Source organism: Microbacterium sp. AB (assembly GCF_032878875.1).
Classification (GTDB): Bacteria; Actinomycetota; Actinomycetes; order Actinomycetales; family Microbacteriaceae; genus Microbacterium; species Microbacterium betulae.
This window is the reverse complement of the sequence record NZ_CP118157.1, coordinates 3,476,048-3,500,263: the sequence shown is the minus strand read 5'-3', so window position 1 is coordinate 3,500,263 and position 24,216 is coordinate 3,476,048. Positions and strand designations below refer to the sequence as shown.

Here is a 24,216-nt window from a genome sequence, read left to right as displayed (position 1 = left end):
CGGCGGCGCAGCCGGTGACGGGACGTTCACAGCGGCGGGTTCCCTAGACTGGGCATGTCCCTTCGCACGTATGAGGTCCCGCCATGCCCGCAGCCAGGCCGTTCACGCCGAGCACACGTCACGTCCAGCTGCTCCGCGCGCTCGTCGCGGCGATCGCGGCGCTCATGGTGACCTTCTCGCCCGACCACTCGGCGATCGTCGGACTGCCGATCTTCAGCGGATGGGCCGTCGCGACGGCCCTCGCCCTCGGCCTCGGCGCCTGGATGGTCGCGCCGGCGGGCGAGCGGGCCGTCCCCGTCCTCCTCGCCGTCGTCTACCTGGCGGCGGGGATGGTCGCGGGCATCGCGCCGCTGCGCGGCCCGCTCCTGTACTTCGTCCTGGTCCCCCTGTGGGCGTTCGTCGCCGGGGTGCTCGAGACCGGGCTCGGCGTGGCCCGGCGCCGCCGCGGAGACGGAGACGGTGCGCGCGACGCGCTCACGGTCGGCGTCCTGACGCTCGTCGTCGCCGCGGCGACGCTGGTCGTCCCCGCGGACTACGTGCTCGACTACTACATCGAGGACGCCGGTCAGGCCTTCACCCTCACGGGGGAGATCATCGCCGTCGGCCTCTTCGGCGGGTACGCCGCGATCGTCGCGGTATTCCTCGCCATCGCCGGCCTGTCGCCGGACGCGCCGAGGCAGACGGCGGCAGCACCCATCAGCGAGGCCGAGCCCCGCATCCCGGAGGAACGTCCGTGACCGACAAGCCCACCCGCCGCGCGCTCATGCGCCCCGTCCAGCTGCTCGCCGTCGCGTTCGGCTCGGCGGTGTTCGCCCTCCTCGTCGGGGCGATGTCGATGGGCGCGTTCACATCGCAGCCCCCGGAGGTCATCGCCCAGGCCTGGACGGTCGCCGCGATCATCGCGGGCATCGTCTTCATCGTCGTGCTGCTCATCCTGGCGATGCTGCTGCTCGTCGTCGACCCCGCCGACGTCACGAGGACGATCGACCACGCCGTCCTCCTGCCCTCGGACGACGAGACCGAGGGCGACGCGGAGTCCGGCTCCGCGAAGTAGGCGTGTGGACCCGTGTGACGCCGGCGGAGCCGCCCCTGCGCCGCCGAACATAGGCTGGCGCGGTACCGTCCGATCGCACAGGAGGCCCCCCGTGACCGACACGCCCACCGGCAGAGACGTCAATTCGCTGCTGCGCCGTCGCTACGGGGCGGGAGCCCCGACGCTGACGGATCCCGCCCTGCTCTCCTCGGACACGCTGGCGCTGCTCCTGCGCCACCGCACGGTGCGGAGCTTCTCGCCGGGCGAGGTGACGGACGAGCACGTCACGGCGATCATCGCCGCCGCGCAGTCGGCTGCGAGCTCCTCGAACAACCAGTCGTGGAGCGTCGTCGAGGTGCGCGACGAGGCGCGCAGACGACGGCTCGTCGAGCAGGCGCACGGGAGCGCCCTCATCGCCGGCGCCCCCGTGGTGCTGCTCTTCGTCGCCGACTGGGCGCGCGCGGCCGAGGTGGCGTCGTGGCAGGGAGCGCCCGCGGAGGCGGCGGACTACCTCGAGAGCACCCTCGTGGCGTTCGCCGACGCGGCCATCGCGGCGCAGAACGCCGTCGTCGCGGCGGAGTCGCTCGGTCTCGGAACCTGCTACCTCGGATCGCTGCGCAACCGTCCCGAGGCGTCCGCCGCCGAGATCGGCCTGCCGCAGCGGTCTGCCGTCGCGTTCGGGGTGGCGCTCGGATGGCCCGATCCGGACGACACCGCGGGCATCAAGCCCCGTCTGCCGCAGGGCGCCGTCCGCTCGCGCGAGGGGTATCGCGAGACGCAGCGCGCCGACGTCGCCGCGTACGAGCAGGAGCTCGACGCGTACAACGCCTCGCAGGGGCGCTCGGGCAGCTGGATCTCCGCCGTCGTCGCGCGCGTGCGCGATGTCGCGGGCCTGCACGGCCGGGAGAACGCGCGCGCGGCCCTCGAGCGCCGGGGCCTGCCGTCGCACTGAGCGCATCCGATGGGTCGAACTGCCCATGTCAAGGCGGGGAATCGTGCACCCCGCGGCCCTAGCATAGGAGCGTCATGCGCCCGTCGGCCGCGGTACGCGGTCGGGGGCGCTCCGGTCATCGAGCGGGTGAGAACCGCGCCGACGCGCGCACGCCGTCCGCTCTCCGTCCGCCCGGACGATCGCACGATGGAGGTCCGCCATGGCCGAGAACCCGGCCAGCCTGTCCGAGAGCGTCCCGACGGACACCATGCCCGGCACGGAGAGGCCGTTGCGCGTCGAGTTCGCGGGCGAGTGGCACACCGTGAGCCCGCACGCCCGGTTCACGATCGGGAGGGAAGGCGACCTCTCGGTCGACGACAATCCGTATCTGCACCGGCATTTCCTCGAGCTGTCGTTCCATGAGGGCCTGTGGTGGCTGGCGAACGTCGGCTCACGCCTCGCCCCGACGGTCTCGAGCGCGGGCGGCGCCGTGCAGTCGTGGCTGTCGCCCGGCGCGCGGATGCCCATCGTCTTCGCGCAGAGCGTCATCGTCTTCACCGCAGGGCCGACGACCTACGAGATCGCCCTCCACACGGACGAGGCGCACTACTCCGTGGCGAGCCAGGTGCAGACCTCGATGACGGGGGAGGCGACCGTCATGCCCGTGAGCTTCACGCCCCTGCAGCGGGTGCTCATCGTCGCGCTCGCCGAGCCCATGCTGCGCCGCGAGGGAGTGAGCGTGAGCGAGCTGCCGTCCTCGAGCGCGGCGGCGGCGCGCCTCGGCTGGACGATGAGCAAGTTCAACCGCAAGCTCGACAACGTCTGCGACAAGCTCGACCGGATGGGCGTGCAGGGCCTGCGCGGCGGCACGGGGAGGCTCGCGACGAACCGCCGCGCACGGCTCGTCGAGTACGCGGTGTCGTCGCAGCTCGTCACGCGCGCGGACCTGCCGCTGCTGGACGACGAGTCGCTGCACGACTCTGCCGACGACTGAGACGCGCGGGTCCGCGGCGCGGCGTGCGCGGGCCGGCGGGCGCTGAGAGGAGGAGGCGCCGGCAGGGGGATGGCCGCGCTGGGGTCGTCCTCCCCACCACGGCGTTCTCTCCTCCTGCCGGCGCCGTCCGCAGAGCCTCCGGGGAGCCTCCGCGGACGGCGCCGCCTCAGAGGTAGGTGCGCGTGAGCTGCTCGGCGAGGCCCGTGTAGGTCGCGGGCGTCAGCGCGAGCAGGCGCTTCTTCGCCTCGTCGCCGATGTCGAGTCCCTCCACGAACTCGGCGAGCTCGGCGGCGCCGACGCGACGTCCGCGCGTGAGCTCCTTGAGGAGGGCGTAGGGGTCGCTGATCTGCGAGCGCCCCGCGACGATCTCGGCGCGCACCGTCGTCTGGACGGCCTCGCCGAGCACCTCCCAGTTCGCGTCGAGGTCGGCCGCCAGCGCGTCGCGCGAGAGCGAGATCTCGTCGAGCCCGCGCAGCAGGTTGTCGAGCGCGACGAGCGAGTGGCCGAGGGCGACGCCGATGTTGCGCTGCGTCGAGGAGTCGGTCAGGTCGCGCTGGAGGCGCGAGGTGACGAGCGTCTGCGCGAGGGTGGTGAACAGGCCGCCCGCGATCTCGAGGTTCGCCTCGGCGTTCTCGAAGCGGATGGGGTTGATCTTGTGCGGCATGGTCGACGAGCCCGTGGCGCCCGCGACGGGGATCTGCGCGAAGTAGCCGAGCGAGATGTAGGCCCAGACATCGGTCGCGAGGTTGTGGAGGATGCCCCCCGCGTGCTTCGCGCGGTCGTACAGCTCGATCTGCCAGTCGTGCGACTCGATCTGCGTCGTGAGCGGGTTGAAGGCGAGGCCGAGCGACTCCACGAAGCCGCGGGCGATGTTGGGCCACGCGACGTGGGGGGCTGCGGCGAGGTGCGCCGACCACGTCCCCGTGGCGCCGGAGAACTTCCCGAGGTACTCGGAGCCCTCGATCTGGCGGACGACGCGCTCCAGGCGCCACACGAAGACGCCGAGCTCCTTGCCCACGGTGGTCGGGGTGGCCGGCTGACCGTGCGTGCGCGAGAGCAGGGCGGCGTCCGCGTGCTCGAGCGCCAGCGTGCGCAGCTTCTCCACGACGGCGCGGAGGGCCGGCAGCCACACCTCGGCGACGGCGCGCTTGACGGTGAGGGCGTAGGCGAGCGAGTTGATGTCCTCGCTCGTGGCGCCGAAGTGCGTGAGCTCGGCGAGCGCCGCGAGCCCGAGCTGCTCCAGGCGATCGCGCACGAGGTACTCGACGGCCTTGACGTCGTGGCGCGTGACGGCCTCGCGCTCGGCGAGCCAGTCGATCTCGGCCTGTCCGAAGGTGAGGTACAGCGCGCGCAGGCGCGCCTTGTCGTCCTGCGAGAGCGGGGTCGTGCCGAAGAGCGAGTTGTTGGTGAGGGTGATGATCCACTCGATCTCGACCTCCACGCGGACGCGGTTGAGACCCGCCTCCGACAGGTACTCGGCCAGTGGCGAGACGACGCTCCGGTAGCGGCCGTCGAGCGGGCTCAGGGGCTGGGGGGGGAATGCGGTCACGATGAGCCTCCGGATCGAGAGGGGCCGCTCGCTCGGACGGCGGACGGCCGGAGTGAGCAGGCGGGACAGCGGCGTGGCTGCCTTTCCGATCATACTCAGCGGCCTGGGAGACCGGTCATCGTGTGCACAGGGGAGGGACACGCGGAGGCCTCTCCACAGATCGTCGCGGGCCGGCTCGCGGGCGCGCGGGGAGCGCGAAAGTGGATCCCATGATGACGGAAGAGGAGCTGCGGCGCCTGGTCGGCGTCGCGCGGGGACGGATCGACGGCGTCGCGACCGAGGTGCGCGAGGCGGCGTCCTCGCTCGCGTCGGTCTCGATGCTCACGATGTGGAGATCGGAGGCAGCGGATCGCTTCCGGGCGTCGTCGCGCGATCTCGTGGCGGCCCTGCACGGCCTCGGGTTCCGTTGTGACGCGGAGGCGGAGGCGCTCGCGTCGGCGGCTCGGACGACCCTCTTCCCGGCGGCGTGACGATGGACGTCGGTCATGGCGGCGCGGTCGCGGTCGACCCGGAGGAGCTGCGCGGGCTGGCGGCCCGGGTGACCGCCGACGCCGCGCGTCTCGAGGGCGCCGCGTCGGAGATGCGCGCGGCGGCGTACCCGCTCGCCGACACCCTCATCCCGACCTCCGGCATCCTCGCCGCCGCCGGGCACATCGCGCAGGAGGCGTCGCGCACCGCCGACCTCGCCGCCGCCATGCGGTTCGCGGCCGACGTGTACGAGCTCGTCGAGCTGCAGGCGAGGGTGCTCATGCTCGGGCTCCCGCACGGCCGTCCGCACGACGACCTGCTGCGGTCGATCGAGCAGCGCGCACGCGGTCTCGAGGCGCGCAGCCCCGGCGCGACCGAGGAGGCGGAGCGGATGCTCGTCGAATGGCGCGGCGAGCACGGCCGGGAGTTCGAGCGGCAGCTGCGGGGAGGCCCGAACGCGCTGCTGGGGATGTTCGGGATCTCGGTGCCGCGCATGCTGGCGTTCCTCTCCTTCCCGATGGAGGTGCTCCGCGACAGGGGCTTCGGGAGGATCCCGCCCGGTCAGCGTCTGCGCGGCCGTGCGGCTCGGCCGCGCATGCTTCCCGCCACGCCCGGCGCGCCGGCGGCCGCACCGCGATCGATCGGCGACATGGCGTCGCGGGTGCCGGACGGGTCCGACGCGACGATCCGGGTGGAGCGGTACACGATGCCGGACGGCTCGCGGGAGTTCGCCCTCTACGTCGCCGGCACGCAGTCGGAGGAGGGGACGGTGCTCGACTGGGCGTCGAACCTGAAGCTCTACGTGGGCGAGCGGTCCCAGGCGTACGAGGCCGTGGAGCTCGCTCTGCGGGACGCCGGTGCGGGCCCCGGCGATCCGCTGCACGCGGTGGGCTTCTCGCAGGGAGGCATGATCGCGAGCTGGCTCGTGGCGGAGGGCGGGTACGACGTGCGGACGCTCGTGACGCTCGGCGCGCCCGTGGAGGCCGATGCGGGCGGAGGGCCCCTCGTCGTCGCCCTGCGTCACGACGACGATCCCGTGCCGCTGCTCGCGGGCGGAGGACACCCGCATGCGACGGGGTCCGAGGGGACCGTCCTCGTCGAGCGGACCTACGATCCTCCGAGCACGCCGGCCGATCTCCTCCTCCCCGCCCATCGTCTCGACTCCTACGTCGAGACGGCGCGCGAGTTCGACGCGTCGGCCGATCCGCGCCTCGAGGGCGTCCGGGACCGGCTCGCGCATCTCGGCGAGGCGGAGACGATCGAGGTCTTCGGCTTCCGTCCGGAGCAGACGCCGGAACGGTCGGGCCGCGAGGGCGGTGGGTCGTTCTGAGGGCGCGAGGTCTCCCGCGGGATCAGCGGCGCTTCTTCTGCGGGCGCAGGAGGATGCCGAAGACCCAGTTGATGAGGCTGAGGAGGATGCCGGCGAGCACGGCCGGCCAGAACCCGTCGAGGCTGAGCCCCCAGTCCCAGGGGCTCATCACCCAGGCGGTCACCCACAGCAGGATGCCGTTGAGGAGAAGGGAGAAGAGCCCGAGGGTCAGCACGAACAGCGGGAAGGCCACGATCCTGATCGCGGTGCCGACGATCGTGTTGACGACGGCGAAGAGCGCGGCGATGGCGAGCAGGCTGATGACCAGCTGCAGGTCGCCGCCCGGTGCGAACGGGGTGATCGTGACGTGCAGGAACGGCACGAGACTCACGACCCAGATCGCGAAGGCGTTCACGGCGACACGGATGAGGAAGCCCATGCCGGAAGTGTCGCATCTGAGCCTGCGATCGCACTCCGAGGGGCGGGGCGTCTTCCGCGACGGCCCGCCTACGCGGCGGAGAGGTCGCCCGTGCGCCGCAGGTGCGCGGGGGTGTCGCCGTACTCGCGCCGGAACGCGTCGATGAAGGCGGTGCAGCTGGCGTAGCCGACGCGCGACGAGATCGAGGCGATGGTCTCGTCGGACGTCAGCAGGCGGTGCGCGGTGCGCAGCCGCAGTCGGGTGCGCCATTCCGGGAAGCGCATCCCGGTCTCGCAGGAGAAGGATCTCTGGAGCGTCTTGGCGCTGACATGGATGATCCTGCCCCACTCCTCGAGGGTCTCCGGGCGTGACGGATCGGCCACCAGGGCGTCGGCGATCTCCCTCGCGCGCGGATCGTGCGGCAGAGGCAGCCCCGGCGCCTCCGCGGCCGCGACGATGTCGAGGAGTCGCCGTCGGGATGCGTGGAGCGTGCTGGGCGTCGCGAGGCCCGGCTGGGCGAGCGTTCGAGCCAGCGCGTCGAGCTCTTCGGACCTCGGCACCGCGCGAGGCTCGGCGTACGGGCTCGGCCAGCGGGCGGACGGGAAGAACAGCGGCAGCGCGAGGGCGTTCCGGGCGGGGCGGACCAGGTGCGGGATGCCCGCGGGGATCCACAGCGCGCGGGCGGCGTCGACCGTCCACTCCCGGACGCCGATCGTCAGGCGCAGCTCGCCCGCGGCGACCCATGTGAGCTCGTGCTCGCCATGGGTGTGCCGCACGGAGTCGACGAGCTGTGCGGTGTGCATGCGGATGTCCAGAGGCAGGGACGGTGTGTCCGGGCACAGCGATGTGCTGTGACTTAGGCAATCCTAAACTAGCGTCGGCTGGGTCTCCGGCCAGCCGCGCGAGGCGTGGCAGCGGTCGTGCCCGACGACTGCCCGGCGACCGCGTCTTCCGCCCGTTCGCCGAATGGGCGCGTCCCGAGAGGAAACGCATGAACAACTCCCTCCCTTGCGTCGTCGCCGTCGTGGTGGCCACCGCGCTCGCCGCCACCGTCGCAGGCTGCAGCAGCCGTGCCGATGACGACCCCTCGGCGGCATCGACCGACGAGGGCTCCTGGCCTCGCACGATCGAGCACGAGCTCGGCGAGACGACGATCGATGCCCAGCCGGAGAACATCGTCTCGACCTCCGTCACGATCACCGGCACGCTCCTCGCCATCGACGCGCCGGTGACGGCGAGCGCGGCGACGACGGTGAGCTCGATCACGGATGACCGGGGCTTCTTCTCCCAGTGGGCGGATGTCGCCGAGGAGCGGGGCCTGGAGGAGCTGTACCCCGACCTCGATCTCGACCTCGAGGCGGTCATCGCCGCCGCGCCCGACCTCATCGTCATCTCGACGTCGGGCGCCGACACGACCGCCGACGCCTACGACCAGCTCTCCGAGATCGCGCCGACCGTCGCGCTCGACTACGGCAGCCAGTCCTGGCAGGAGCTCGCCGTCGCCCTCGGCGAGGCCACGGGCCTGGAGGACGACGTCGATGCGACGCTCGACGCGTACGAGGCGGAGATCGAGGACGCCGCCTCCGCGATCGAGGTCCCGGAGGGCGAGGCCAACGCCGTCGTCTACAACGGCACCGAGAACGACACCGCCTTCGCCAAGGCGGGCAGCCCGCACGCCGACCTGCTCGAGTCGCTGGGCTTCGCGATCGCCGCAGCCCCCGAGGGACTCGACACCTCGGAGCAGGCGCGCAGCGACTTCGCGTTCCTCTCCGTCGAGAACGCGGTCGCGACGCTGACGGCCGACACGGTGCTCCTCGTCTCGGGGGGCGACGACACGCTCGAGAGCCTCGTGGACGAGCCGGTGTTCGCCAACGCGCCGGCCATCCGGAGCGGCCAGGTCTACCCGCTCGGCGAGACGTCGTTCCGCATCGACTACTACAGCGCGCTCGACATCGCAGACACGCTCGTCGCGGAACTGGGTGCCTGAGACGATCGCCCGCGCCGACCCGGCGCAGGAGTCGGAGCCCGCGGTGAGACGCCGCGGGCTCCGACTCCTCGCACTCGTGCTCGCGGCGATCGGCGCCATCGTCGTGTTCTCCGTGCTGAGCGTCCTCATCGGATCCCGCGCGATCGAGCCGCGCGTGGTGTGGGAGGCGCTGACGGCCTTCGACGCCACGCACGACGCCCACCTGACCATCCGGCTGCTGCGCCTGCCCCGCACGGCTCTCGTCCTCCTCGTCGGGGCGGCGCTCGGCGTCGCCGGGGCGCTCATGCAGGCGATGACCCGCAACCCCCTCGCCGAGCCGGGTCTCCTGGGCGTCAACGCCGGCGCGTCTGCGGCCGTGGCGACCGGTGTGCTCGTGACGGGCCTCGCGCGGGTGGAGGTGTACCTCTGGTTCGCGTTCGCGGGCGCCGCGGTCGCCGCGGTCGCCGTCTACGCGCTCGGAGGCGCCCTGCAGCACGCGTCGAACCCCGTGCGCCTCGTCCTCGCGGGGGCGGCGCTGAGCGTCGTCCTCGGCTCCTACACCTCGGCGATCCTCGTGAACTTCCCCCACGTCTTCGACTCCTTCCGGTTCTGGGACACCGGATCCTTCCAGGGGAGGGACGGCACCGTCCTGCCCTCCGTGAGCGTCGCGATCGCCGTCGGCCTCCTGCTCGCGGTCGCCATCGCCCCCGACCTCAACGCCCTCGCGATGGGGGCGGAGCTCGGCCGCACCCTGGGCGCCTCGCCCCGCCGCACCTGGCTCCTCGCGGGGATCGCCGTCGTGCTGCTCGCCGGCGCCGCGACGGCCGCCGCCGGGCCGATCGGCTTCATCGGGCTGACCGCGCCGATCGTCGGGCGCGCCCTCGTCGGCCCCGACCACAGGCGGCTCATCCCGTTCTGCGCCCTCGTCGCGGCCGTCCTGCTGCTCGCCGCCGACATCCTCGGCCGCGCCGTCGCCGTCCCGAGCGAGCTGCAGGCGTCGATCGTCAGCGCGGCCATCGGCGCTCCCGTCTTCATCTGGCTCGTGCGCAGGCGGAGGGTCCCGACGCTGTGACCATCCGATCCGACGCCTCCCTCGCCCCGGGCCAGCGCGTCCTGCGCTCCCGCGGCGTCTCCCTGCGGTGGCGGCCGCGCACCCTCGTCGTGTGCGTCGCGCTCGCCGTCGCGTGCGCGGTCTTCGCCGCCCTCGGCATGATGACCGGGTCGACGCCCCTCGCCCCCTCCGACCTGTGGGCGGCGCTGGGCGGGTATGCGGAGAGCGCCGCGACGAACATCGTCCTGAACGTCCGGATGCCCCGCGTGATCGCCGGGATGGCGGTCGGCGCGATGCTGGCGGTCTCCGGCGCGACCTTCCAGTCGCTCTCCCGCAACGCGCTCGGCTCGCCCGACATCATCGGGTTCGTGACGGGAGCGGCCACGGGCGCCATCGTCGCGATCACCCTCTTCCAGGCCACGGGCGTCACGGTCGCGGTCGCCGCGGTCGCCTCCGGAATCGTCACGGCCCTCCTCGTCTTCGTGCTCTCCGCGGGAGGGCGGGGCGACGCCGGATACCGGCTCATCCTCGTCGGCATCGGCGCGGGCGCCTTCCTCGCGGCGATCAACAGCCTCCTGCTCACGCGCTCGACGGCCGAGACCGCGATCGCGGCGCAGATCTGGCTCACCGGGACGCTCAACAGCCGGACATGGGCGCAGGCGCTCACGGCGGTCGTCGCCTTCGCGGTTCTCGTCCCCGTGCTCGTCGTCCTCACGCGCAGCCTCGACGTCATGGAGCTCGGCGACGACTTCGCCGCGGGCGTCGGCGTGCGCACGCACCTCGTCCGCCGCGCCGCCCTTCTCGTCGCGGTCGTCCTCGCGGCGGTCGCGACGGCCGTGTGCGGGCCCATCAGCTTCGTCGCGCTCGCCGCTCCGCACATCGCACGCCGGCTGCTGGCCGCGCCGGGTGTGCCCATCGCGGGGTCGGCGCTCATGGGCGCGGCGCTCCTCGTCGGCGCCGATCTCGCGGCGCAGTCCCTCCCGTTCGGCCTCCGTGTGCCCGTCGCGCTCATGACGGGCGTCCTCGGCGGCGTCTACCTCATCTGGCTTCTCACCCGCAGGACGACGCGCATATGACGACATCCGACATCCCCCGCCTCGCCGGATCCGGGCTCGACCTCGGCTACGACGGGCGCCGTGTGAGCACGGGGCTCGACATCGAGATCGTCCCCGGCGCCTTCACCGCGATCATCGGCCCGAACGCGTGCGGCAAGTCCACGCTGCTTCGGGCGCTGAGCCGCGTGCTCACGCCGTCCGCGGGCGTGGTCACGCTCGACGGCGTGCCGCTCGACGACATCCCGGCTCGCCGGGTCGCGCGGCGTCTCGCGCTGCTGCCGCAGTCGGCGACGGCCCCCGACGGCATCACGGTCGCCGATCTCGTCTCCCGCGGAAGATACCCGCATCAGAGCTTCTTCCGCCAGTGGTCGCGCGAGGACGAGCGCGCCGTGCGCGACGCCTTGCGGGCCACGGGCGTCGAGGAGCTCGCCGACCGGCACGTCGCCGAGCTGTCGGGCGGACAGCGCCAGCGGGTGTGGATCGCGACGGTGCTCGCCCAGGAGACGCCCGTCCTCCTCCTCGACGAGCCGACGACCTCCCTCGACATCGCCCACCAGATCGAGGTGCTCGAGCTGTGCCGCCGGCTCAACGGGGAGCGCGGCGTGACGATCGTCGCGGTGCTCCACGAACTCAACCACGCAGCCCGGTACGCCGACCGGCTCGTCGTCATGCGCGACGGAGCGATCCTCGCGGAGGGCGCCCCCGACGAGGTCCTCACGGAGGAGGGCGTCGAGGCCGCGTTCGGGCTCGTCTGCCGGGTCGTGCCCGACCCCGTCTCGGGCGCCCCTCTCGTGCTGCCGCTCGGATCGCTGCCCCGATGAGCGTCCTCTGGGAGAAGGCGCCGTGCACACCGGTGAACGACGACGGGACGCCCATCCGGATCGTCCCCGATGCGCTCGTCGCGGATGCCCGCACGCCGGGCTTCTGGGAACGGCATCCGACGGCGCCCGTGCTCGGCGAGGTCGGGGGAGGTCTTCGCGAGACGTCGTTCCTCTGGCGGCCGACGAGGCCGGGCCTCGAGGCGATCGTCCACGTCAACTCCGTCACCGACCGCCATCGTGAGGACGTCACGGCGGCGCGCTTCGAGCGCATCGACGACAGCGACGTCTGGCACGTGAGCTACCTCCTCCCCGACGCGCTCGTGGCGAGCTATCGCATCGTCGAGGCCGAGTCGATCCCGACGGATGCGGGCCGAGACCGCGAGGGATGGCTGCGCATCCACCACGCGGGGACAGCCGATCCGCTCTGCGCGGAGACGCTGCCGAACCCCCTCGGGCGTCGCTCCAGCGTCCTGCGGATGCCCGCCGCGCCGGAACATCCCGCATGGCGCGAGGCGCGGCGCGCCCGTACGACGGCGGCTCCCGCCGTACGACTCGACACGCTCCATCCCGTCTGGGCGATCGACCCGGCCGAGGAGCCCGCCCGCCTGCTCGTGCTCTTCGACGGCGAGCGCTGGCGGGGGCTCCCCCTCGCCGAGGCGCTCGCCCGGCGCGCGGGACCGCCGCTCGCGGTCGTGCTCGTCGACTCGGGGCCGGGGCGGGCCGAGCTGCTCCCGCATCCTGAGCGCATCGCGGCCCTCCTCGGGGAGGTCGTACTCCCCGCGGCGCGCCGGCGCTGGCCCGGCGTCTCCGGCACGATCGTCGCGGGCCAGAGCTACGGCGGCCTCGCCGCCGCGTCGATCGTCGCCCTGCGGCCCGACCTCGCCGGGACCGCGGTCGCCCAGTCGGGGTCCTTCCAGTTCCGCGCCGGGGAGGAGCCCCGCCGCGATGCGACGGAGCCGGGCGACCTCACGCGGCTCCTCGGAACGCGCGCCGCGCGTGGCCGCATCCACCTGCAGGCCGGGTCGGAGGAGCACGACCTGTCGGCGCAGGCCGAGACGTTCGCCGCTGCCGCGACCCGCGCCGGCATCGCGATCACGGGCGAGCAGCGGGTCGGCGGGCACGACTACGCGTGGTGGTCGGATGCGCTCTTCGACGGACTCGATCGTGTCCTCGCCGAATGACCCGGTTCCCTAGAATCGTCCCGTGACCCCCCACGAGCCCGTCCTCCCGCGCATCCGGCCCGAGATCGCCGCCCTCCCGCCCTACCGGCAGGGCAAGGCCGCCGGTGCGGACGGCTTCAAGCTCTCGAGCAACGAGAACCCCTTCGAGCCGCTGCCGGGCGTCGTCGAGGCGACCCGGGCGGCGGACGCGCTCAACCGGTACCCCGATGCGACCGCCGCGCGGCTGCGCGCGCGGTTGGGCGAGCGCTTCGGCGTCTCGCCGGACGGCGTGGTGGTCGGCGCCGGCAGCGTCTCGCTCCTCGCGGCGTTCATCCAGGCCTCGGCGGGTCAGGGCGACGAGGTGCTCTACTCGTGGCGGTCGTTCGAGGCGTACCCGAGCCTCGTCCTCGTGGCGGGGGCGACGAGCGTGCAGGTGCCGAACCTCCCCGACGGGCGTCACGACCTCGACGCGCTCGCGGCGGCGATCACCGAGCGCACCCGGTGCATCCTGCTCTGCACCCCCAACAACCCGACGGGCCCCGCCATCACGAGCGCGGAGCTCCGCGCCTTCGTCGAGAAGGCGCCGGACGACGTCCTCATCCTCCTCGACGAGGCCTACGTCGAGTTCGCCACGTCGGAGGACGTGGTCGACGGACTCGCCGAGCGCGTCTTCGAGACCCATCCGAACGTCGTCGTCCTGCGCACGTTCTCGAAGGCGTACGGTCTCGCCGCCCTTCGCGTCGGGTACGCGATCGGCCACCCGCGCGTCCTCGACGCCGCCCGCAGCGCGGCTATCCCGCTGTCGGTCACGGCGCACGCCGAGAGCGCGGCGCTGGCGAGCCTCGATCACCAGGACGATCTCGACGCCCGCGTGGCCGAGATCGCGGAGCGTCGCGATGCGCTCGCCGCAGCGCTCCGCGCGGCCGGCTGGGACGTGCCGGACGCGCAGGGGAACTTCGTGTGGCTCGCCGGCGCCGGCGCGGATGCCGCCGCGGCGTTCGAGGAGGCCGGCGTGATCGTGCGCCCGTTCCCGGAGGGCGTGCGCATCTCGGTGGGCGAGGCGGATGCCCTCGCCCGCGTCGTGGAGGTGGCCGCGGCGCTCGCGGTGCGCTGACCTCTCAGCGGCGCGAGCGCAGGCCGGGGAAGTCCTCGTCGCGCCACTCCGCGTCGCGGTCGACCGAGCCGTCCTCCTCGCGGGCGCGCAGCTCGACGCGGCGGATCTTGCCCGAGATCGTCTTCGGCAGCTCGAAGAACTCCAGCCTCCTCACACGCAGGTACGGCGCGAGATGCTCGCGCGCGTGGGCGAGGATCGACCGCGCCGTCTCGGCCGTCGGCTCGTGCCCCGCGGCCAGGGCGATGTACGCCTTCGGCACCGCCAGGCGCACGGCGTCGGGCGCCGGAACGACGGCCGCCTCGGCCACGGCGGGATGCTCGATGAGCACCGACTCCAGCTCGAACGGGCTGACCTTGTAGTCGCTGGCCTTGAACACGTCGTCGGTCCGCCCGACGTAGGTGATGTAGCCGTCGTCGTCGATGCGGGCGACGTCGCCGGTGCGGTAGAAGCCGCCCGCCGTGGACGTCGCCGTGCGCTCGGGGTCGTTCGCGTAGCCCGTCATCAGCGGGAGCGGGCGCTCCGACAGGTCGAGCGCGAGCTCCCCCTCGCCCGGGGCGGCGACCGGCTCGCCCGTCACGGGGTCGAGCAGCGCGATGGGGTAGCCGGGAAGGGCGCGGCCCATCGACCCCGGCTGCACGCGCGAGCCCGGCGTGTTGCCGATCTGCGCCGTGGTCTCCGTCTGCCCGTAGCCGTCGCGGATGGTGAGCCCCCATCGCTCCCGGATGCGGGCGATGACCTCGGGATTGAGGGGCTCGCCCGCCGAGAGCAGCTCGCGGAGCGCCGGAGGCCGCTCGCCGAGGTCGGCGCCGATGAGCATCCGCCACACCGTCGGCGGGGCGCAGAACGTGTCGACCGCCCGGCGGCGCAGCTCGTCCAACAGCGCCGCCGCGTCGAACCGGCCGTAGTTGTAGACGAAGATCGTCGCCTCGGCGATCCACGGGACGAAGAAGCTGCTCCAGGCGTGCTTCCCCCATCCGGGCGACGAGATGTTGAGATGCGTGTCGCCGGGCCGCACGCCGGTCCAGAACAGGGTCGAGAGGTGACCGACCGGGTACGACGCCTGCGAGTGCTCCACGAGCTTCGGCCGCGACGTCGTCCCCGACGTGAAGTAGCGCAGCAGCGGATCGGATGGCGCCGTCCCCGGATGCGCGGACGGCGCGTGCGGGAGTGACGCCGCCTCGCGCAGGTCGTCCCATCCGTCGGCTGCCCCGACGCTGAACCGCGCGAAGTCGCCCTCGATCGGGGCGAGCTTCCCCGTGTCGGCGGCGTTGCACACGACGGCGCGCACGTGTCCGCGTTCGATGCGGTCGGCGAGATCGTCGGCGCCCAGCGCCGTCGTCGTGGGCAGGATGACGGCGCCGAGCTTCATGATCGCGAGCATGGCGTCCCACATCTCGACCTGGTTGCCGAGCATGAGCAGCACGGGGTCGCCGCGGCCCACGCCCCGCGCCGCGAGCCAGGACGCGAGCCGATCGGACGCGATGCGCATCTCGTCGAAGCTGCGCACGAGCTCCGACCCGTCCTCCTCGACGATGACGAGGGCGGCGCGGTCGTTGCCGCGGGCGATGTCGTCGAACCAGTCGATCGCCCAGTTGAAGCGGTCGCCGAGCTCCGGCCAGGAGAACTTCTCGACCGCGCGGTCGTGATCCTCTCGCAGGGACAGCAGCAGGTCGCGGCTCGCGCGGTACTCCTCGGTGACGCTCATCGGATCACCCTAGCCATGCCGTCATCCGCTCCGCCGCATACGTCTGTGGGGTCCGGACGACGAAACCGGCGATCCGTTGTCCGCCGTGTTCCCCCACACGTTCGGCTCGACGCGATTAGCGTGGAGAAGTGACTTCGCCAGACTTCCTGACCGACCCCGCGACGGTGCGCGTGCTGTCCCCCGACGGCACGTTCGCCCCGTCGCCCGCGGCGGAGCGCTACCTCCCCCTCATCGAGGCCCTCGAAGACGCCGAGCTGGAGCGGCTCTACCGCGACATGGCCGTCATCCGGGCGTTCGACCAGCAGGCGACCCTGTTGCAGCGGCAGGGCCAGCTCGCGCTGTGGCCGCCGTCGTTCGGGCAGGAGGCCGCCCAGGTCGGCTCGGCGCACGCGGCCCGTCCCCAGGACCACGTCTTCCCCTCCTACCGGGAGCACGCGGTGGCGCGCGTCCGCGGGGTCGACCCGATCGGCATCATCCGGCTCATGCGCGGCATCAGCCACGGCGGCTGGAACCCGTGGGAGGAGCGCAACGGCAACACCCACATCTACACGCTCGTGCTCGGCTCGCAGACCCTGCACGCGACGGGCTTCGGGATGGGCCTGAACTTCGACGGCAAGACGGGCTCGGGCGACGCCGACAAGGACGAGGCCGTCATCGTCTACTACGGCGACGGCGCATCGAGCGAGGGCGACGTGCACGAGGCGATGGTCTTCGCGGCCTCGTACAAGAGCCCGACGGTCTTCTTCCTGCAGAACAACCAGTGGGCCATCTCCGTCCCGGTGGCGACGCAGGCGAGCGCCCCGTTCGCCGCGCGCGCGGCCGGCTACGGCATCGACTCCGTGCGGATCGACGGCAACGACGTGCTCGCCAGCTACGCCGTCGCGCGGACGGCGCTGGACGAGGCGCGCGACGGCCGCGGCCCGCGGGCGATCGAGGCGGTCACCTACCGTCGCGGCGCCCACACCACGAGCGACGACCCGACGAAGTACCGCACGAAGGACGAGGAGGCGCTCTGGGCCGAGCGCGACCCGATCGCCCGCATGCGCGCCTACCTCCTCGCGCGCGGCGCATCCGAGCAGTTCTTCGCCGACGTCGACGCCGAGGGCGAGGCGGTCTCCGCCGATCTGCGCGAGCGCATCGTCACCCTGGACGCCCCGGTGCCGCAGTCGATGTTCGCGCACGTGTACTCCGAGCCGCATCCGCTCGTGGACGAGCAGCGCCGCTGGCTTGCCGACTACGAGGCCTCGTTCGAGGAGGGCACGGCATGACGCTCGAGACGCTGACCTTCGCCAAGGCGCTGAACGCGGGCCTCCGCCAGGCGATGGCCGACGACCCCCGCGTCCTCATGATGGGCGAGGACATCGGCCGCCTCGGCGGGGTGTTCCGCATCACGGAGGGCCTGCTGGCGGAGTTCGGCGGGCAGCGGGTGCTCGACACGCCGCTCGCGGAGTCGGGCATCGTCGGCACGGCGATCGGCCTCGCGATGAACGGGTTCCGCCCCGTCATCGAGATCCAGTTCGACGGCTTCGTCTTCCCCGCCTTCGACCAGATCACCACGCAGCTCGCCAAGCTCACGAACCGGCATGAGGGCGCCCTGTCGCTGCCCGTGGTCATCCGCATCCCCTACGGCGGGCACATCGGCGCCGTCGAGCACCACCAGGAGAGCCCGGAGGCGTACTTCGCGCACACGCCGGGCCTGCGCGTGGTGAGCCCGTCGACCCCGAACGACGCGTACTGGATGATCCAGGACGCCATCCGCTCGAACGACCCCGTGGTCTTCATGGAGCCGAAGAGCAGGTACTGGCCCAAGGGCGAGGTCGACCGCGCCGAGCGCCCGGCGCCGCTGCACGCGAGCCGCGTCGTGCGCAAGGGCACGGACGTCACGCTCGTCGGCCACGGCGCCATGGTGACGACGCTGCTGCAGACGTCCGCGCTCGCGGAGGCGGAGGGCACGAGCTGCGAGGTGATCGACCTGCGCTCGCTCTCGCCCGTCGACTACGGCCCCATCGTCGACTCGGTGCGCTCGACGGGCCGGATGGTCTACGCGCAGGAGGCGCCGGGCTTCGCGAGCGTGGGCAGCGAGATCGCCGCGACGGTCGCCGAGCGCGCCTTCTACGCGCTCGAGGCGCCTATCCTTCGAGTGTCGGGCTTCGACGTGCCCTTCCCCGCTGCGAAGCTCGAGGGCGTGTACCTGCCCGACGCCGACCGCGTGCTCGAGGCCGTCGACCGCGCGCTCGCGTACTGATCTCCACCGAGAGGACCCGGGATGCAGACCTTCCACCTCCCCGACGTCGGCGAGGGCCTCACCGAGGCCGAGATCGTCGCCTGGCGCGTCAAGCCGGGAGACGATCTCGGGATCAACGACGTCGTCGCCGACATCGAGACGGCCAAGTCGGTCGTCGAGCTGCCGTCCCCGTATGCCGGCGTCGTCGGCGAGCTGCTCGTGGCCGAGGGCGACACGGTCGACGTCGGCACGGCGATCATCACGATCGCGGATGCCGGAGCGGACCCCTCGGACGACGGTGCGCCGGACGCCGCCGGCGCGTCGGCGGACGACGGCCCGGCGGATGCGCCCGCCGCGGAGGAGGGCGGCGGGTCGGTGCTCGTGGGCTACGGCTCCGGCGGCGAGGCGTCCACGCGCAGACGCCGGAAGAAGCAGGAGAACGCGCCGGCGCAGGCCGTGGGCGTGCTCGCGAAGCCTCCCGTGCGCAAGCTCGCGCGCGACCTCGGCGTCGACCTGGCGGACGTGCGGGCGACGGGGAGCGTGGGCGAGGTCACGCGCGACGACGTGCTGAGGCACGCGGAGCAGGCCTCCGTCTTCCGCAACATCTCCACGCCCGAGTGGCCCGCGGTGCGCGAGGAGAAGATCCCCGTCGAGCCCGTCGCGGCCGCTGAGCCGGTGCTCTCCCCGCCCGGGCGCATCGAGTCGATCCCCGTCAAGGGCGTGCGCAAGGCGACGGCCACGGGCATGGTCAAGTCGGCCTACACCGCGCCCCACGTCTCCGTCTGGACCGATGTCGACGCGTCCCGCACGATGGAGTACGTCAAGCGGCTCAAGGCCTCGCCCGACTTCGCCGACGTCAAGATCTCGCCGCTCCTCATCGTCGCGCGCGCGGTCATCTGGGCCGTGCAGCGCACGCCGACCATCAACGCGGCCTGGGTCGAGGAGGAGGACGGGGCGAAGATCCACGTGCGCCACTACGTCAACCTCGGCATCGCGGCGGCGACCCCGCGCGGCCTCCTCGTCCCGAACATCAAGGACGCGCAGGATCTCTCCATGCGCGATCTCGCGAAGGCGCTCGAACGACTGACGATCACGGCGCGCGACGGCCGGACGACGCCCGAGGACCAGCGCGACGGCACCATCACCATCACGAACATCGGCGTGTTCGGGATGGACGCGGGAACCCCCATCATCAACCCCGGCGAAGCCGGCATCGTCGCGATGGGCGCCATCCGCCAGAAGCCCTGGGTCGTCGACGGCGAGGTGCGCCCCCGCTGGGTGACGACGGTGTCGGGCTCGTTCGACCACCGCATCATCGACGGCGACAAGATCAGCCGCTTCATCGCCGACATCGCATCGGTGCTGGAGGAGCCCGCCCTGCTGCTGGACTGAGTCCGGCCGGTCGCGGACGGACGCCTATCGTCGAGGCATGCCCGCTCATCGTGTCGCCCCACGCGAGTGGATGGAGCGCCGCCAGCTCGCGCTCTACCCGGCGGCCATCGTCGCGGGCCTCTCCGTCGGCCTCGCCCTCCCCGGCGCGGACCTGCTCGGGGCGGGCATCGACCCGGCGATCGCGCTGCTGCTGTACGTCACCTTCCTCGGCGTGCCGTTCGCCCGCATCGGCGCGGCGTTCCGCGACGTGCGGTTCCTGCTGACGCTGCTCGCGCTGAACTTCGTCGTGGTCCCCGTGGTCGTCTTCGCGCTGTCGCGGCTCGTCGCCCATGACGCGGCGCTCCTCGTCGGGCTTCTCCTGGTGCTGCTCACGCCGTGCATCGACTACGTGATCGTGTTCTCCGCCCTCGCGGGCGCCGCGCACGAGAAGCTGCTGGCCGCCGCTCCGCTGCTGATGATCGCGCAGCTCGTCCTCCTGCCCGGCTACCTCTCCCTCTTCGCGGGACCGTCCGCACTCGGCATCATCGAGCCCGGTCCGTTCGCCGAGGCCTTCCTGGTGCTCATCGCCATCCCGCTCCTCGCGGCCGCGATCACGCAACGGGCGGCTCCGCGCGACCGGGCGTTCCGCGCGGTCGCCCGGGCCGGTGCGGCGTCGATGGTCCCGCTGATGATGCTCGTGCTGTTCGTCGTCGTCGCCTCCCAGGCGCGTCGGATCGCCGCCGACGCCGCGTCCCTCGTCGCCCTCGTCCCGATCTACGCCGGCTTCCTGGTGGTGATGGCGGGGATCGGCATCGTGACCGCGCGCCTCGCGCGCCTCGACGCGCCCAGCGCGCGGGCGCTCACGTTCAGCGGCGCGACGCGCAACTCGCTCGTGGTCCTGCCGCTCGCGCTCGCCCTGCCTCCTGCCCTCGCCCTCGCGCCGGCCGCCGTCGTCACGCAGACGCTCGTCGAGCTCGTGGGGATGGTGGTCTACGTGCGACTGGTCCCCCGGCTCGTCCCCGACCCGACGTCGTAGGGGCCGCCGCGCTCCGGCCCCGCCGGCCTTCGCGCGCCGAGGCGGGACGAGGTGCCGGGAAAGGGCTTGAGAGCGCTCCCATCTCGTGCATACCCTGGGCGCGAGGGTCGATGAGGACCCTCGTCCGCGCACCGCGGCGCCGATCGTCGCGAGCGCGCGGGCACGAGAGCGGCACCCGCCGTCCAGATCTGGAGGTCGACATGCACCACGGAATCGAACGTCAGGGAACGAACGCACGGGGCTTCCGGGCCCGCCGGAGGACGAGGAGGCTCGCCCTCGTCGGGGCGAGCGCGTCGGCCATGGCCCTCCTCGCCCCCGCCATCGTCGGCGCGACGAGCCCCGCCGACGCCGCGGTCGGCGACCTCGTCTGGTCGCAGGAGTTCGACGGCCCGGCGGGGTCCGCGCCCGATCCCGCGGTCTGGAACCACGACCTCGGCGCCCACGGCTGGGGGAACAACGAGCTGCAGGACTACGTCGACTCGCGCGCGAACTCCGCGATGGACGGGAACGGCAACCTCGTCATCACGGCGCGGCAGGAGGCCGACGGCGGCTACACGTCCGCGCGCCTCACGACGAAGGACAAGGTCGACATCCAGTACGGCCGGATCGAGGCGAGCATCAAGATCCCGCGCGGCCAGGGGATCTGGCCGGCCTTCTGGATGCTCGGCGGGCAGTTCTCCGAGGTCGGATGGCCCGCCTCGGGCGAGATCGACGTCATGGAGAACGTCGGCAAGGAGCCGCATCTCGTCCACGGCACCGTCCACGGACCCGGATACTCGGGCGCCGACGGCATCAGCGGCACGTACCCGCACCCGCAGGGATGGTCGTTCGCCGACACGTGGCACACGTTCGCGATCGACTGGAAGCCCGGTGAGATCACGTGGTACGTCGACGGGCAGCAGTACCACCGGGTCGACCGCGCGAGCGTCGGCGGCGACGAGTGGGTGTTCGACCAGCCCTTCTTCCTCCTGCTCAACGTCGCGGTGGGCGGCGACTGGCCGGGCTCCCCCGACGGGTCCACGCAGTTCCCGCAGCAGATGCAGGTGGACTACATCCGCGTCTACGACAACGGCAGCCGGTAGCGCCGCCGCGGGCGGGGCGGCTCGTCGCGCTCCGCCCGTGCGCCGGGCCCGGGAGACGGGGTCACGGAGTTGAGAACGATTCTCATTCTGCATATGATCGTCGTCATGCCCTCCCGTCGCGTCCTGCTCGCATCCGCCCTCGTCGTCCCCGTGCTCGTCGTCTCGGGCTGCGCGACCACGGAGGAGGGCGATTCCCCCGGCGATGCCGCGGCCGACGACGCCTTCCGGATCGTCGCCTCGACGAGCGTCTACGGCTCGCTGGCCGAGCAGCTCGCCGGAGATGCCGCCGAGGTCGTCACGATCGTCGACTCGGCCACGCAGGACCCGCACGCCTACGAGGCGACCGCGCGCGACCAGCTCGCCGTCGACGGCGCCGACCTCGCCATCCTCAACGGCGGCGGGTACGACCCCTTCATGGAGGACCTCGTCGAGGCCGCGGGGACGGCGCACGTGCTCACGGTCGTCGAGCTCTCGCACGACGACGCCGGCAACGAGGGCCACGAGGAGTCGGAGGGGCACGACCACTCCGACGACGAGTCGTCGGACGAGGCGGCGGAGACCGGCGACGAGGGCCACGACCACATCGAGGGGTTCAACGAGCACGTCTGGTACGACCCCCACACGATCGCGCACCTCGTGGCGGACCTCGCCGGGGAGCTCGAGGAGCTGCTGCCCGACGCGGCCCCCGTCATCGCCGCCGCCGAGGAGTCGCTGCGGGCCGAGATCGACGGGCTCGAGGCCGACCTCGACGCGATCGCGGCCGATCGCTCCGGCTCGCACGTGTTCTTCACCGAGCCGGTCGGCGGCTCCCTCGCGGAGGCCGCGGGGCTCGAGGACGTGACGACGGAGGGGTTCGTGGAGGCCGTCGAGGAGGGGCGGGACGTCGCTCCGGCGACGCTGCTCTCCGCGCTCGACGCCGTCGAGAGCGGAGACGTCGACGTGCTCGTGACGAACACGCAGACGTCCGGCGCGGAGACCGCGCGGGTCGTCGACGCGGCGAAGGCCGCGGGCGTCCCGGTCGTGGAGTACGCCGAGACGCTGCCCGAGGGCGAGACGTACGCGACGTGGATGGCTGCGAACGTCGCCGCACTGCAGGATGCGCTCTCGGGCTGAGCCCCCGCGATCGCCGGGGGAGGGCCGGCATCGACGGAATTCCAGAGAACGATTATCAATACAGGGATAGTGTGAACGTCATGCCCGAACCCGTGCTGGAGATCGCCGGCGCCGCCCTGCGGCTGCGCGGCCGCGAGCTGTGGGCGGGGCTCGACCTCGTCGTCCGGCCCGGCGAGTTCGTCGCCGTCCTCGGCCCCAGCGGATCGGGGAAGACCACCCTGCTGCGCGCCGTCCTGGGCCTCCAGCAGCTGAGCGCGGGCGACATCCGCGTCGGCGGCCGCCCCGTGCGCCGCGGGAACCGGCGCATCGGCTACATCCCGCAGCAGCGGCCGTTCGCACCCGGCACGAGCCTGCGGGCGCGCGACCTCGTCGCCCTCGGCGTGAACGGCGCCCGCTTCGGGCCGCCGATCCCGCATCGAGGCGATCGCGACCGCGTCGACGGGCTGCTCGCCGCGGTGGGCGCGACGCGCTACGCCGACCATCCGGTCGGCACCCTCTCCGGCGGCGAGCAGCAGCGCCTGCGCGTGGGACAGGCGCTCGCCGACGCGCCCGGCCTGCTGCTGTGCGACGAGCCGCTGTCGAGCCTCGACCTCGCGAACCAGCGGGCGGTGACGAGCATCGTCGACCGTCAGCGCACGGAGCGCGGGGCCGCGGTGCTGTTCGTGACGCACGACATCAACCCGGTCCTCGACTCCGTCGACCGCATCCTCTACATCGCCGGCGGCCGCTTCACGCTGGGGACCCCCGCCGAGGTGCTGCGCACCGAGGTGCTGAGCGAGCTCTACGGCGCCCCCGTGGAGGTGCTGCGCGCGGGCGGACGGCTCGTGGTCGTCGGGATCCCGGACGCCGAGCCGCACCATCCGCACGCGCACCACGACCCCGCGCATCCGGGGGAGGCCCGCGCATGAGCCCCCGCATCCTGCCCGCCGTCGACGGGAGCGACGTCTTCTCGTTCCAGGACTACGGCGCCCTGCTGCAGCTCGTGTCGAACTCGATCGTCGCGGCCGCGGCGCTCGGCATCGTCGGCGGTCTCATCGGCGTGTTCGTCATGCAGCGCGACATGGCGTTCGCCGTGCACGGCGTGAGCGAGCTGTCGTTCGCCGGCGCCGCGGCCGCGCTGCTGTTCGGGGGCAGCGTCGTGGCCGGCTCGCTCCTCGGCGCCGTCGCGGCGGCGCTCGTCATCGGCGCGCTGGGGGCGAGGGCGCGCGATCGCAACTCGGTCGTCGGCGTGCTCATGCCCTTCGGCCTCGGCCTCGGCATCCTCTTCCTCTCGCTCTACGACGGCCGCAGCGCCAACCGCTTCAGCCTGCTGACGGGCCAGATCGTCTCGGTGTCGAGCCCGGACCTCGGATGGCTCATCGCCATCAGCGCGATCGTCTTCGCCGGGCTCCTCGTCGTCTGGAACCCGCTGCGCTTCGACTCGCTCGACCCGCAGGCCGCCGAGGCGCGCGGGGTGCCGACGCGGCGCATCAGCATCCTCTTCATGCTGCTGCTCGGCCTCATCGTGGCCGTCGCCGTGCACATCATCGGCGCCCTCCTCGTCATGGCGCTGCTCGTGACGCCCGCCGCGGCGGCGATGCGCGTGAGCCAGGGCCCGCTCGCGGTGCCGCTGCTCTCGGCCCTGTTCGGGTTCGTCTCCGCGGTCGGCGGCATCCTCCTCGCGATCGCGGGCACACTGCCGGTGAGCCCGTACATCACGACGATCTCGTTCGCGATCTGGGGCGTCTGCCGGCTCGTCTCCTGGCGGCGCGAGCGCGTGGTGCGGACGGACGAGGGCCGCCAGCCGCTCCGCAGGGCGCCCGCCTAGAATCGGTCG

The 24,216-nt window shown here is 72.8% G+C and carries 24 protein-coding genes; 20 read left to right on the top strand and 4 right to left on the bottom strand.

Features of this window, described 5'->3' with window-relative positions; translation table 11 throughout:
- Positions 1-83: 83 nt before the first annotated feature.
- From N8K70_RS16485 to N8K70_RS16470, 4 genes are all read left to right on the top strand, one after another.
- Entirely contained in the window at positions 84-737 is a 654-nt protein-coding gene (locus N8K70_RS16485) for an acyl-CoA synthetase (protein ID WP_317139440.1), read from the top strand.
- The gene (locus tag N8K70_RS16480) at positions 734-1,054 is read left to right on the top strand and encodes an amino acid transporter (RefSeq protein ID WP_317139439.1); all 321 of its coding nucleotides are present in this window, start codon (positions 734-736) and stop codon (positions 1,052-1,054) included. Before N8K70_RS16485 ends, N8K70_RS16480 begins: the two co-directional genes overlap by 4 nt.
- 91 nt (positions 1,055-1,145) lie before the next feature.
- Entirely contained in the window at positions 1,146-1,985 is an 840-nt protein-coding gene (locus tag N8K70_RS16475; protein ID WP_317139438.1) for a nitroreductase family protein, read from the top strand.
- 247 nt (positions 1,986-2,232) lie between these two features.
- Positions 2,233-2,958 (top strand): FHA domain-containing protein, encoded by a 726-nt coding sequence (locus N8K70_RS16470; protein WP_317141237.1) that lies wholly within the window; start codon positions 2,233-2,235, stop codon positions 2,956-2,958.
- A gap of 166 nt (positions 2,959-3,124) precedes the next feature.
- Here the strand turns inward: N8K70_RS16470 and purB are convergent, their stop codons facing one another.
- A complete protein-coding gene (purB, locus tag N8K70_RS16465) occupies positions 3,125-4,507 on the bottom strand; it encodes an adenylosuccinate lyase (RefSeq protein WP_317139437.1) in 1,383 nt (460 codons plus the stop codon).
- A gap of 209 nt (positions 4,508-4,716) precedes the next feature.
- Here purB and N8K70_RS16460 point away from each other — a divergent pair, with 209 nt between their 5' ends.
- On the top strand, positions 4,717-4,977 hold the full coding sequence (locus tag N8K70_RS16460; RefSeq protein ID WP_317139436.1) for a hypothetical protein: 261 nt from the start codon (positions 4,717-4,719) through the stop codon (positions 4,975-4,977).
- 2 nt (positions 4,978-4,979) lie between these two features.
- Entirely contained in the window at positions 4,980-6,305 is a 1,326-nt protein-coding gene (locus tag N8K70_RS16455; protein ID WP_317139435.1) for an alpha/beta hydrolase family protein, read from the top strand.
- Positions 6,306-6,327: 22 nt separating this feature from the next.
- Here N8K70_RS16455 and N8K70_RS16450 read toward each other — a convergent pair whose 3' ends face one another.
- Both N8K70_RS16450 and N8K70_RS16445 read right to left on the bottom strand, forming a co-directional pair.
- The gene (locus N8K70_RS16450) at positions 6,328-6,723 is read right to left on the bottom strand and encodes a phage holin family protein (protein ID WP_317139434.1); all 396 of its coding nucleotides are present in this window, start codon (positions 6,721-6,723) and stop codon (positions 6,328-6,330) included.
- Positions 6,724-6,791: 68 nt separating this feature from the next.
- Positions 6,792-7,505, bottom strand: coding sequence for a helix-turn-helix transcriptional regulator (locus tag N8K70_RS16445; RefSeq protein WP_317139433.1), 714 nt, complete (start codon positions 7,503-7,505; stop codon positions 6,792-6,794).
- A 188-nt stretch (positions 7,506-7,693) separates the two neighbouring features.
- On the opposite strand from N8K70_RS16445, the gene fepB reads away from it, so the two are divergent.
- Genes fepB through N8K70_RS16415 form a run of 6 tightly spaced genes read left to right on the top strand, consistent with a single transcriptional unit; the run spans position 7,694 to position 13,869 of the window.
- Entirely contained in the window at positions 7,694-8,689 is a 996-nt protein-coding gene (gene fepB / locus N8K70_RS16440; RefSeq protein WP_317139432.1) for a Fe2+-enterobactin ABC transporter substrate-binding protein, read from the top strand.
- Positions 8,682-9,740, top strand: a complete 1,059-nt coding sequence (locus tag N8K70_RS16435; RefSeq protein WP_317139431.1) for a FecCD family ABC transporter permease — start codon at positions 8,682-8,684, stop codon at positions 9,738-9,740. The genes fepB and N8K70_RS16435 overlap by 8 nt, the downstream gene beginning before the upstream one ends.
- Positions 9,737-10,795 carry a FecCD family ABC transporter permease gene (locus N8K70_RS16430; RefSeq protein WP_317139430.1) on the top strand — a complete coding sequence of 353 codons (1,059 nt, stop codon included), beginning with the start codon at positions 9,737-9,739 and terminating at the stop codon, positions 10,793-10,795. The genes N8K70_RS16435 and N8K70_RS16430 overlap by 4 nt, the downstream gene beginning before the upstream one ends.
- Positions 10,792-11,595 (top strand): ABC transporter ATP-binding protein, encoded by an 804-nt coding sequence (locus tag N8K70_RS16425; RefSeq protein ID WP_317139429.1) that lies wholly within the window; start codon positions 10,792-10,794, stop codon positions 11,593-11,595. The genes N8K70_RS16430 and N8K70_RS16425 overlap by 4 nt, the downstream gene beginning before the upstream one ends.
- Complete coding sequence (locus N8K70_RS16420; RefSeq protein WP_317139428.1) at positions 11,592-12,776, top strand: enterochelin esterase domain-containing protein; 1,185 nt, start codon at positions 11,592-11,594, stop codon at positions 12,774-12,776. The genes N8K70_RS16425 and N8K70_RS16420 overlap by 4 nt, the downstream gene beginning before the upstream one ends.
- A gap of 22 nt (positions 12,777-12,798) precedes the next feature.
- A complete protein-coding gene (locus N8K70_RS16415) occupies positions 12,799-13,869 on the top strand; it encodes a histidinol-phosphate transaminase (RefSeq protein ID WP_317139427.1) in 1,071 nt (356 codons plus the stop codon).
- 4 nt (positions 13,870-13,873) lie between these two features.
- Here the strand turns inward: N8K70_RS16415 and N8K70_RS16410 are convergent, their stop codons facing one another.
- On the bottom strand, positions 13,874-15,574 hold the full coding sequence (locus tag N8K70_RS16410; protein WP_317139426.1) for an AMP-binding protein: 1,701 nt from the start codon (positions 15,572-15,574) through the stop codon (positions 13,874-13,876).
- 128 nt (positions 15,575-15,702) lie between these two features.
- On the opposite strand from N8K70_RS16410, the gene N8K70_RS16405 reads away from it, so the two are divergent.
- The 8 genes from N8K70_RS16405 (at position 15,703) to N8K70_RS16370 (ending at position 24,207) form a co-directional block, all read left to right on the top strand.
- A complete protein-coding gene (locus tag N8K70_RS16405; protein WP_317139425.1) occupies positions 15,703-16,842 on the top strand; it encodes a thiamine pyrophosphate-dependent enzyme in 1,140 nt (379 codons plus the stop codon).
- Positions 16,839-17,819 (top strand): alpha-ketoacid dehydrogenase subunit beta, encoded by a 981-nt coding sequence (locus N8K70_RS16400; RefSeq protein WP_317139424.1) that lies wholly within the window; start codon positions 16,839-16,841, stop codon positions 17,817-17,819. The genes N8K70_RS16405 and N8K70_RS16400 overlap by 4 nt, the downstream gene beginning before the upstream one ends.
- A 21-nt stretch (positions 17,820-17,840) precedes the next feature.
- The gene (locus N8K70_RS16395) at positions 17,841-19,190 is read left to right on the top strand and encodes a dihydrolipoamide acetyltransferase family protein (RefSeq protein ID WP_317139423.1); all 1,350 of its coding nucleotides are present in this window, start codon (positions 17,841-17,843) and stop codon (positions 19,188-19,190) included.
- 37 nt (positions 19,191-19,227) lie between these two features.
- Positions 19,228-20,205 (top strand): arsenic resistance protein, encoded by a 978-nt coding sequence (locus N8K70_RS16390; protein ID WP_317139422.1) that lies wholly within the window; start codon positions 19,228-19,230, stop codon positions 20,203-20,205.
- 200 nt (positions 20,206-20,405) lie between these two features.
- Positions 20,406-21,287, top strand: coding sequence for a glycoside hydrolase family 16 protein (locus tag N8K70_RS16385; protein ID WP_317139421.1), 882 nt, complete (start codon positions 20,406-20,408; stop codon positions 21,285-21,287).
- Positions 21,288-21,392: 105 nt separating this feature from the next.
- A complete protein-coding gene (locus N8K70_RS16380; RefSeq protein WP_317139420.1) occupies positions 21,393-22,400 on the top strand; it encodes a metal ABC transporter solute-binding protein, Zn/Mn family in 1,008 nt (335 codons plus the stop codon).
- A gap of 80 nt (positions 22,401-22,480) precedes the next feature.
- The gene (locus tag N8K70_RS16375) at positions 22,481-23,308 is read left to right on the top strand and encodes a metal ABC transporter ATP-binding protein (RefSeq protein ID WP_317139419.1); all 828 of its coding nucleotides are present in this window, start codon (positions 22,481-22,483) and stop codon (positions 23,306-23,308) included.
- The gene (locus N8K70_RS16370; RefSeq protein WP_317139418.1) at positions 23,305-24,207 is read left to right on the top strand and encodes a metal ABC transporter permease; all 903 of its coding nucleotides are present in this window, start codon (positions 23,305-23,307) and stop codon (positions 24,205-24,207) included. The genes N8K70_RS16375 and N8K70_RS16370 overlap by 4 nt, the downstream gene beginning before the upstream one ends.
- Positions 24,208-24,216: the final 9 nt, after the last annotated feature.